Origin of the sequence: Streptomyces sp. NRRL F-5630 (genome assembly GCF_000719475.1) — a bacterium.
GTDB lineage: Bacteria > Actinomycetota > Actinomycetes > Streptomycetales > Streptomycetaceae > Streptomyces.
Genome location: NZ_JOGO01000121.1, coordinates 1 through 9,551, shown reverse-complemented (window position 1 = coordinate 9,551; position 9,551 = coordinate 1). Strand labels below are relative to the sequence as shown.

Genomic DNA, 9,551 nt, shown 5'->3' with positions numbered 1-9,551 from the left:
GGGATACCGCGCGGCAAGCCGCGCGGTAGTGAGGCTCCACTGACGCTCCGCCAAATTCCCGCGCAAGCGCGGGAATTGAATTCCGCAAGCGGAATCCTAAAAGCGAGTCAATTCGCGCAAGCGCGAATTGGGAGCACCCGCGCAAGCGCGGGTGCTGGGGCTGGCAGCAGGGGGAGGTGCATCACGCTCGCGCCTGTGTAGGGCTTGGGATTCCCAGTCATCACCTCCACAACGGAAATGGCGGACCATCGGCCTGACGGAGTGCCGGCCCACCGCAGTGACGGGCTCCGCTGCGCTCCACCCGAATCCCTCCCTCAACCTCGGAACCAGTCGGCCACGTTCACGAATACCCCCGCCAGCATACACCACAACTCGCCGCGTCGGGGCGAGATTCGGCCATGTATCACCCTGAGGCGGGAACATGGCGCGCGGGTGATGCATCACGATGCTTGGCTGTGTAGAGTCTGGGAACAGACACCACACCCCGGGCCACCCTCCGCGCCGGACTTTCATTTCAGATTGCGCGCCACATTCCGCGAAAAGGAGAACACGGGAATGGCCGTGAAACTGCGTGACCATCAGATCGAGGCCGTTGCTGCCATTGTGCGCGGTCTCGATATCCCGCCGGGCGGCATTCCCGTTAATGGCCTGCGCGGGCAGGTGCACGCCGCGTGCGGAACGGGAAAGACCATCATTGCGGCGGCGTCGGCAAAGCGCCTTGTGCCCAAGGGCCGCATTCTCGTGCTGGTGCCGACGCTGGACCTTCTGACTCAGACGGTGCAGGCGTGGCGCGCGGCCGGGCACATGGGACCGGCGGTTGCGGTGTGCTCGCTCCAGGACGACCCGGAGCTGTGGAACCTCAAGGTGCGCTCCACCACGAACCCTGTGCAGCTGGCTCTGTCTGCTCGACGCCGAGGGCATGGTGTGGGAACCGCAGGAAGAGGCGTGGGAGCGTACGCTCGCCGCCCTTCGCTCCTACCGGGCCGCGCACGGGCACCTCGCCCCCCGCAGGCGCGAGACCTGGGGCGACGGCGAGGGCGAGGACGTCGTGCGCGTCGGGGACCTCATGGCGAATCTGCGCCGCCCGGGTGGGCTGGGGAAGAACTCGGAGCGGGCCGCCGCGCGCGCCGCGCAGCTGCGGGCGGTGGATGAGGACTGGGATTGCCCGTGGCCGTTGGACTGGCAGCGCTGCTACCGGCAACTCGTGCTCCTGGCCGCCGACGAGCCCGGCGGACGCGCGCCGCAGATCGCGCCCGGGGTACGCATCGACGGCGACGACCTGGGGGCGTGGGTCGCGCGGCAGCAGGAGCCGCGGGTATGGGGGGGCGCTGTCCGTAGAGCAGAAGCGCCGGCTCGAAGCCCTCGGGCTCCGGCCCACCGAGAAGGCGCCGGAGGGGGCCGTGGAGGGCTCGGGGGCGGCGGGGAGCGGGAAGCGGTCGGCGACGGCGCGAGCGGCCTTTCAGCGCGGCCTTGCGGCCCTCACGCAGTGGGTCGAGCGGGAAGGCGCTGAGAGGCCCGTCCCCCGCAAGCACATCGAGACCGTGAGCGTGGACGGCGAGGACGTCGACGTACGCCTCGGCGTGTGGGTCTCGAACGCGAAGAGCCGGTTCGACGGGCTGAGCGAGGACGAACGCAAACAGCTCACCGCACTCGGCATCCCCTGGGCAGGATGACGGGCGGGCGTGAATCGGAGCGCGGAACGAGGGAGGGCCTGTGGGCGAAGTGGACAGGCGCGAGGGAAGCGGCGAGGAGGCGGTGATGCGCGCCTGGGTGGAGCGGGCGCGGGAGGGGCCCGCAGAGGTGCCGGCCGAGCAGCGTGGCACGGCGGTGCGGCAACTCGCCGCGATGGTGGGAGCGATGCCCGCAGGCCCGGCTCGTGACGCCGCGCTCCGCGAAGCGCGCGACGTCGGCAGCATCGCCGCGGCGAAGGCCCGCGCGGGCGAGGCGCTGGATGTGCCTCCGTACCGGGGCTGAGCCGCCGATGCCGCGCTCTTCTCCGCTTCGGGCAGGAGAAGGGGGTGGGGCGCGCCGGTCCGCGTGCGCGCGCTGGGGTGCTGCACCCGCTGGTCGATCAAGCGGTTCGGGCCGCCCTCCGAGCGTGAGGGCTCCTGGGACAACCTTTGACTGCTCCCCCACCATCGTGAGTCCCCGGGCCGCTACCAGCGGGGAAGAGGGGTACCCGGACTCCCGCCAGACGGACCGGGGCCGGACGCGCCCGCCTGGTCAGGTCTTTTCTTCGGGAAGGCGCCGCACCATCTCGATCACGAAGTCTGAGGGCCCAAAGGACATCCAGTATCCGTTCTTGGTCTCGTACCCGGGGCCGACGATCATGTTCACGGTCGACTCGGCACGGGTGAGGGCGACGTAGAAGGTGCGCCGTTGCTCCTCAAGCTCCGCCGCCGTGGGCTTCCGCCACTGCTTCCCGCTGGGGACGTCGCGCGGGATGAGGCCTTGGAGCAGGCCCGGCAGAACCACCGTGTCGAACTCTCGGCCCTTGGCCGCGTGGTAGGTGGCGAGCAGGACCTTCCCGACAACTTCCTCGCCGTGGGCGAGGTCTTGGAGCACAAAACCCTTGGACCGGCACAGACCGGCCAGGCCGTCGAGGCTGCTCGTGTTGTCCTGATCAGGGTGCCCAGCGGCTACCTCGTCGAGAGCCAGGCCGGCGCGCAACTGCTCCAGCCAGGTGAGGGCCGGTGCGTCGGCCGGGTAGAGCTCCTCGGGGTCAAGGCACTGTTGAAGAGCCCTGGGCAAGAAGAGCCGTGAGGAAGGCGGGGCGAGCCGAGCCTCGGTGCGCAGTGTGGTGAGGGTGCGCGCGAGGGAGGCAAGGGACGGCGCTTGTGCACGGCGCAGCATGTCGGCGCGGTCGGCGCCGGATGCGGCGTGGATCTGGTAGTTGGTGACGGCGCGGGCGGCACAGCGCTGGACGAAGCGGGAGAGGCTGCCGACGGGAAGCTTGTCGTCGCCCTCGTGCCGGAAGTCCAGCTCGCGTCGGGTGAGTTCACGGCGTACGTCGTCGAGCAGGCGACCGCGAGCGGGGTAGAGGATGGCGATCCGCTCGGGGCTGATGCCCTTGCTCTGTGCCTGTTCGACGAGGTCGCAGGTCACTCGGGCGTGGTCTTGGAGGCCTCCCTCGACCTGTTCGAGGTTGACGTCGCCGGGGGGTGCGCCTTCGCAGGCGAGGCGACCTCGGGGGAATCCGAGGGCGGCTTCGGCGGCGGTGATGATGTCCTGGCCGCTGCGGTAGTTGACCTCGAGTTCGAGGTCGCGGAAGTCCTCTCGGTCTGCCAGTTCGGTCAGGTACTTGGCGTCGGCGCCGGTGAAGCCGTAGACGGACTGGTCGGTGTCACCGACGGCGAAGACGGTGATGCCGGCCAGGTCGCGTAGGGCGAGGACGAGTTCGTGAAGGACTCCGCCGAGGTCTTGGTACTCGTCGACGACGAGGTGGGGGAAGCGGGCCCGCAGGAGGTCGCGGACATGTGCGTGCTCTCTGACGAGGTGCACGGCCCGGATGACCATGGCCTCGAAGTCGATCTCGCCTCGGAGGATGAGCTGTTCGTCGTAGAGGCGTGCGGCCTGGACCTCCCGTGGGTCGAAACTGTCGAGGGCCTCGTTGCAGGCCAGGGCCCGGCGGATCTTGGTGCTCTGGGGCACGCGGTGCTGGGCGAGGACCTCGCCGATGCCGACCTGGTCGAAGCAGCGCTGCAGAAGCGCCTCGATGGCCGCCTTGCTGAGGACGTGTCCCGCCTCAGGCGCCGGCTGCCCGGTCAGGTGTCCGAAGGCGCGCAGGATCTCGTTCAGGCAGAAGGCGTGCACGGTGGAGCAGGTGATTCGCCCCTCGGCGCGCACGCCGCTGCGGTGGACGCGGCGGCGGATCTCCTCGGCTGCCGGGTTGGTGTAGGTGATGCAGGCGACGCCGCGGAAGGGCGAGATCTGTGTCTGGAGGACGTAGGCGATCCGGGCGACGAGGGTGCGCGTCTTCCCGCTTCCGGGGCCGGCTCGGAGGACGACGTTGCCGTCGTGGAGAACGGCGGCCCGCTGCCGGGGGTGCAGACTGTCGAGCTCTGCGAGCAGAGTGTCACTGACCTGCATCGCTGGCCTGCCCGCTAGCGTGCGGCGCCGTGGTGGCGGGGAGCAGTGAGGTTCCGCGGACCGCGAGGCTGATGCGTTCCATGGCCAGGAAGATGTAGGAGGCTGTGCCCAGGTGGCGCAGGGCCTGCTCGTCGAGGGGGAGGTTCCAGGGGGTCTGGGTTGCGGCTCGGATGCGTCCTTGCAGGTCCACCTGTGCGATGTGTGCGGCGAGGCGCTGTGCGAAGCGGCCCTTGCCGAGCTCGCCGATCCGCTTGAGCATCTTCTTCCGCAGCTCGGGGTCGACGGTCGTGTTCCGTTCGTTGGCGACCCCGCGGCTCACGTCGTCTCGCGCGGTGGTGTTGGCGTTCAGTTCCTCGAAGGCCTGGATGATCTCCTCGCCGAACAGGGAGCACAGGTCGGTCTCCAGGGTCTGGGCGCCGATGTAGATGCCGTGGCCCTGGAGTTCTGAGGCGAGGGGAGCGCGGGTCGTTCGGTAGTCGGCTGCACCGGTTTCCGGGAGGAGGGCGATCAGGTCCAGGAGTGCCTTGCTGCGGGATCCCTCCGGGTGGAGTTTCGCGCCCCGCTTGAGGCCAGCTTCCCGCACACCGCGCTTATCTAGGGCGGCGTCTCCGTCGGTGATGACCACGTGGGGGGTGTCGAGGCCCTTCGGGCCCAGGAGCGCCCGGTAGGGCTTGAAGTCGGTGCCGTGGGCGCTGGCCACCACGGTGCCGTAGGCGTCGAGGTCGAAGGCGGCGGCTTCGGCCAGGGCGGGGAGGATGTAGAGCTCGGCCAGTCCTTCGACCAGCACCACGGCGGAGGCGAAGAGGACCTCGGCGCGGCTGACGTCGAGGTAGCGCTCCAGGTCCGCGGCTTCCTTGTCGCTGACGGGGATGGCGGCCGTGGTGGCGCCGGTCGTGCCGTTCTCCGTGGCGCGCAGCGCGATGAAGGAACGGACAGGGGCGACGGCGGCGATGTGCGGGCTGTGGGTGGTGAGGATGAGCGACGGCCCTGTGCGCAGCAGATACCCGAAGAGGTGTCGCTGGAGGGTGACGTGGAGGTGGGCTTCGGGTTCCTCCACGGCGACGAGGGTAGCGATGGACTCTTCGTCGAGTCGCTGCTGGCTGAGGGCTTCGAGGAGCAGGCCGAGGTAGATGACGTTGGCGCTGCCCAGGCTGGTGTCGGAGATGCTCCTGCGGCGGGCCGTGTCAAAGAACAGACGTACGGCGCGGATCAGTTCGTCCGGCTTGGAGGAGGCGAAGCCGAGGGTGGGCTGGGGGGCCAGGCGCGGCCCGAACATCTCTCCCAGCCGGTCGGTCAGGTGCCCCTCGAGCTTGGCGACGTTTGCGTCCTTGGTGAGCTGGTCGACGGCGGTGGCGATCGCTGAGGCGGTGGCTTCCAGGTTCGCCGGGTCCAGGGGAAGCCGTTCGAGGAGGTCCCGCATTGGGCTGCGCCGCCAGTTGTGAAGGTCTCCTTCGGCGTCACGCAGGGCCGGCAGGACGCGCAGGGCCACCTCGCGGCGGATGGCCCGCACGTCGTTGGTCTCACGGTCGCCGGCGAAGACGACGACGTCGTAGTCCTTCGCGGTCAGCGGCAGGCCGGCGGGCTGCACCTGGGAGCCGTCAGCGGTCGCTACCTCCGTGCGCGGGGCGAAGCGGTAGGTCAGCCGCGCTACGTAGGGATCGAAGTCGACGGTGGCACTGGACAGGATGCTCTTGGCGTCAGCGTCGTCGTCGAAGCCGCGCAGCTCGACCACAATGGTCACTTCGGCGCCGCCGGCGAGGCCTGCGGGGTGCCCTTCCCAGATGTCCTCCTCGCGCAGCATGCGCCGCGCGTCGGAGATGGCCGGGTCGAGAACCAGGCGGATCGCTTCCAGCAGGTTCGACTTGCCGACGCCGTTCTCGCCGACGATTACGGCGTGGGCGGGGAAGTCGTCGATGACGAGGTGCCGGAAGTTGCGGAAGTTGCGTATCTCGATCCGCGAAATGTGCAGGCCCATGCGTCCCCTTTGGCCATCTGATGCGATGTGGTGATTCATCATTACAGAGCCGTCTGTGTCGGCGGGGCGAATTCCCTGCGCGTTCCCCCGCCCCCTCTCCCAGCCGTTCAGGAAGGCGGTCAGGGCTCGGCGCTGGGCGTCCTCCCTGGCGAGGACGTCGCGGTCGACGTACGGGGCGACGGCGCAGGATGCTAACCGGCCTGGTGGCAGCAGCCGAAGTCATGTGCCGCTCATTCCCTCGACCGAGCAAGGATCACGGTCAGGCGATCCGAGGCGCTGCCAGCGAGCGCAGGCTGAGCCCGGAGGACGCTTGTCCCCCGGGCCCCGTAGCATGACGGACAGGTCCGCCGGCGGAACCAGCCGCGGCCCCGGTCTGGCTCGGGTCCCTCCCCCGGCGGCGCGGGTGGCCGCAAGGTGGGCGGCTTCGGCTTCGGCCTCCTGGCGGGCGACGTCGTCCGCGCGGCACGGACCGCACACCGATCTGTCCCCGGCCGGGACGGCTATCCGGTGCGCGCTGATCTCCTCCCAGCGCTCGTCATTGAACTTCCGCCCGCACCGCGCGCTGTGCCTCCCGCTCAGCACGGCGCCGCTTGTCCTCCGCTTCGGCGCGGGCCTCCTGGGCGCGGTGGCGCCTCGCGCTGGGCGAGCTCCCGGGGGCCGGTGTCCGCCCTCGCCAGAGACGCCGTGGTCGGCCCGTGCAGGTCTGCTCGTGGAGAGCTGCGGCGAGCACCGAGGCCCCGCCTGACCTGCCGGTGCTGGGTGGTGGGCTGGTCCTGCCCCGAGCGGTGGTGCGCGCGGGAGCGCTTGCGGTGTCAGGTGTGTTTCAGTGCTGATTTTTTCTGCGGGTTGCAGCAGCTCGGGCCTGGGCACGTGCCGTGTGGTGGCGTTCGAGGGCTTCTCGCGTGCGTTTGGGGATGATCAGTTTCTGCTTGGTGGCGGGGGCGACGAAGGTGCTGGCGCCGGTTCCGTAGTGGCCGTTGAGGGTGTCGCTGTCGGTCTTGTAGAGCAGGACGTCGGCGATGCCGAGGGCGCGGAGGGCGGTCAGTACTCGTTGGACGTCTTCGATGTCGCGCCAGTCTTGGGTGTAGATGCAGATGGGGCGGCGGGTGTCATCGGTCTTGGTGCGGGTGTTGATGAGCGTGGCTGCTTTGCTGCGGTAGCCGACAAGGGCGTCAGCGGGGCCAAGCCGATCGCCGGGAACTGGGACGGGCTCCCGGACTCCTTCACCCGGGGCGTGGACGCCACGCTCAACCGCCGCGACCAGCCGAACGTGGGCTACTTCTTCAAGGACGACCAGTACGTCCGCTACGACCTCGACGCCGACCGCGCCGACAGCGGCTACCCCAAGGCCATCAAGGGCAACTGGATCTTCTTCAGCTGACCCAGCCCCGACTGAACAGCAACCCGCCGGCGGCGGGCCCGCGACGCACTCAGGCGCGCCCCGGCCGCCTCGGCGGCCGGGGCGCGGGCTGGGCGTGCCGGGCGGCGAGGCCGTGAGCGGGGGTGAGCGCCGCGGGTATGGGGTGTGTTCGTGGACGGCCAGGAGGTCCGCGGGCGGCTCCTCACGCGGCGACAGCTTGCGGACAGGTAGCGCTACCGCCTCGCGCTACCGCTGTACCGCAACGTCGGTGAGGGCCTGGCGGCGCAGTACCTGTGTGGGTGCGGGCCCCGAGCACGTACGGCCCGTGGAGGACGCCGACTACACGGGCGTGTGCGGCATCGCACTGGCGTGTGTGTAGGGCCCGGGGCCTTCGGGGAGTCCCCCAGCGCACTACGGGGCGACCGGGGCTGATCGGGAAATTGGGGGTAGGTCGTGGTTTCCGGCGCGGGGAGAGGTGAACCATCTGACTTGGTTCGTGGCGGACTTTGAAGGTCCGGCATAGCGACAGTGCGGGGCTCCAGGGGAAAGGCGGGAGCCCCGCAATCATCTGACTTGGTTTATGACGGACTTTGAAGACTGTGGCGTGTCCGGACTCCCCCGGCTGGGTCGGCCCGGGATGATCAGCGCATGAACGTCGAGTTGCCCGGAGTGCAGTGGGATGAGTTGTGGCTGCCGTTGCGGCCGTACGCCACGAACTGGCTGCATGAGGGGGTTCGGCGTGAGCGGCGGCCGGTGGCGATGACCCGTCGGTATGTGGAGGCGAATCCATCGGCCGTGAGCAATCTCCTCGTCGTGGATGTGGACCACTCGGATGCGGTGCTGCGGGCGGTGTCGTCGGTGGGGTCGCATCCGCTGCCCAACGCGGTCGTGGAGAACCCGGTGAATGGGCACGCTCATGCGGTGTGGGCTCTGGCGGAGGCGGTGACGCGGACCGAGTACGCGCGGCGCAAGCCTCTGGCCTACGCCGCCGCAGTCACCGAGGGCCTGCGCCGCGCCCTGGACGGCGATGCGGCGTATTCGGGGCTGATGACGAAGAATCCGCTGCACGCGGACTGGAGCACCGAGTGGATCCACGGCGGACTCCACACGCTCGGCGGCCTGGAGGATGCGCTGGACGGCCATATGCCGCCTTTGCGCTGGCGGGAGACCAAGCGGTTCCGCACTAACATCACAGGGCTGGGGCGTAACTGCTCGATCTTCGAGACGGCCCGGACCTGGGCGTACCGCGAGGTTCGCCACCACTTCGGCAGCCCGGAAACTCTGCACACCGCGATCCACGCCGAAGTCCATACGCGCAACGCCGAATTCGCTGAGCCGCTTCCGGCCGTGGAGGCGCGTGCGATCGCTAACAGCATCCACCGGTGGATCACGACGCGGTCGAGGATGTGGAAGGACGGTGCGGCGGTCTACGAAGCTACCTTCGTCGCCATCCAGTCCGCCCGCGGCAAGAAGAGCGGTCAGGCGCGTGCTGCACGCCGGGAGGAGCGCACCGAAGCGATGCTGGAGTACATGAGGGGGAAGGCGTGACGCAGGAGCCCAGGCGTGAACGTCGCACCGTGACCGCCCGTGAGCTCGCGGACCGGTTCGGAGTGTCCCCACGGACGGTGGTCCGCATGGTCGCTGAGGATCGCACAGCGTACGAGGCCCGCTCCCGGCAACGACGGGACCAGATCGTCGAGCTGCACCGGCAGGGACTGAAGGGCTACGAGATCGCTCGCGAGCTGAATGTTTCCACTGGCCTCGTGTCCACCCGGCTCAGGGAAGCCCGCTCAGCCGGTGTCGATCTCACCCGCTACGCCGCTGCCGGTGACACCCACGAGTAGGGTCAGCCGCCCGGGCGCGAGTGCCTGGAGGCTGTCGGCATCTCCGCAGTGGAGAGCAGCGCCGTGTCGACCTTGGCGCCGATCTTGGCGCCGTGCCGGGGAGGCGGCACGCTGGGCCGGACGCCACGACTTCGCAGGCGGTCACCATCGGTGCGGAGCGATGGCCAACACGCGAGCCCCTAGCTGTATTGATCACGAGCGTTGTTAACGCGGGTCAGGTCTTGATCATGACGAAGACCTCCGGTGTGGTGGAGGTGTCTAAGCTGCACCGCACACGGAGGTC

General features: G+C 69.4%; 9 protein-coding genes and 1 pseudogene. 7 read left to right on the top strand and 3 right to left on the bottom strand.

Going from position 1 to position 9,551, the window contains the following annotated elements; genetic code table 11:
• Window positions 1-555 precede the first annotated feature (555 nt).
• From IF99_RS35895 to IF99_RS0129210, 4 genes and pseudogenes are all read left to right on the top strand, one after another.
• Window positions 556-900 (top strand): annotated as a pseudogene (locus IF99_RS35895) (DEAD/DEAH box helicase); the annotation flags it as partial.
• Window positions 901-919: 19 nt separating this feature from the next.
• Window positions 920-1,510 carry a helicase associated domain-containing protein gene (locus tag IF99_RS33055; RefSeq protein ID WP_420705739.1) on the top strand — a complete coding sequence of 197 codons (591 nt, stop codon included), beginning with the start codon at window positions 920-922 and terminating at the stop codon, window positions 1,508-1,510.
• Window positions 1,401-1,673 (top strand): helicase associated domain-containing protein, encoded by a 273-nt coding sequence (locus IF99_RS35890; protein WP_031001257.1) that lies wholly within the window; start codon window positions 1,401-1,403, stop codon window positions 1,671-1,673. The genes IF99_RS33055 and IF99_RS35890 overlap by 110 nt, the downstream gene beginning before the upstream one ends.
• A 40-nt stretch (window positions 1,674-1,713) precedes the next feature.
• Window positions 1,714-1,974 carry a hypothetical protein gene (locus tag IF99_RS0129210; RefSeq protein ID WP_031001256.1) on the top strand — a complete coding sequence of 87 codons (261 nt, stop codon included), beginning with the start codon at window positions 1,714-1,716 and terminating at the stop codon, window positions 1,972-1,974.
• A 249-nt stretch (window positions 1,975-2,223) separates the two neighbouring features.
• Here the strand turns inward: IF99_RS0129210 and IF99_RS0129205 are convergent, their stop codons facing one another.
• The 3 genes from IF99_RS0129205 to IF99_RS35885 form a co-directional block, all read right to left on the bottom strand.
• The gene (locus IF99_RS0129205) at window positions 2,224-4,089 is read right to left on the bottom strand and encodes an ATP-dependent helicase (RefSeq protein WP_031001254.1); all 1,866 of its coding nucleotides are present in this window, start codon (window positions 4,087-4,089) and stop codon (window positions 2,224-2,226) included.
• Window positions 4,076-6,064: an ATP-dependent nuclease gene (locus IF99_RS0129200; RefSeq protein ID WP_031001252.1), complete on the bottom strand. Its 1,989-nt coding sequence runs from the start codon at window positions 6,062-6,064 to the stop codon at window positions 4,076-4,078. Before IF99_RS0129200 ends, IF99_RS0129205 begins: the two co-directional genes overlap by 14 nt.
• A gap of 823 nt (window positions 6,065-6,887) precedes the next feature.
• Window positions 6,888-7,199: a putative phosphothreonine lyase domain-containg protein gene (locus IF99_RS35885; RefSeq protein ID WP_420705738.1), complete on the bottom strand. Its 312-nt coding sequence runs from the start codon at window positions 7,197-7,199 to the stop codon at window positions 6,888-6,890.
• A 99-nt stretch (window positions 7,200-7,298) separates the two neighbouring features.
• On the opposite strand from IF99_RS35885, the gene IF99_RS35880 reads away from it, so the two are divergent.
• From IF99_RS35880 to IF99_RS0129185, 3 genes are all read left to right on the top strand, one after another.
• Window positions 7,299-7,445, top strand: a complete 147-nt coding sequence (locus tag IF99_RS35880; protein ID WP_420705737.1) for a hemopexin repeat-containing protein — start codon at window positions 7,299-7,301, stop codon at window positions 7,443-7,445.
• Between the two features lie 627 nt (window positions 7,446-8,072).
• Window positions 8,073-8,972 (top strand): replication initiation protein, encoded by a 900-nt coding sequence (locus tag IF99_RS0129190; RefSeq protein WP_031001250.1) that lies wholly within the window; start codon window positions 8,073-8,075, stop codon window positions 8,970-8,972.
• Window positions 8,973-9,058: 86 nt separating this feature from the next.
• Window positions 9,059-9,268 (top strand): hypothetical protein, encoded by a 210-nt coding sequence (locus tag IF99_RS0129185; RefSeq protein ID WP_234340909.1) that lies wholly within the window; start codon window positions 9,059-9,061, stop codon window positions 9,266-9,268.
• Window positions 9,269-9,551 lie beyond the last annotated feature (283 nt).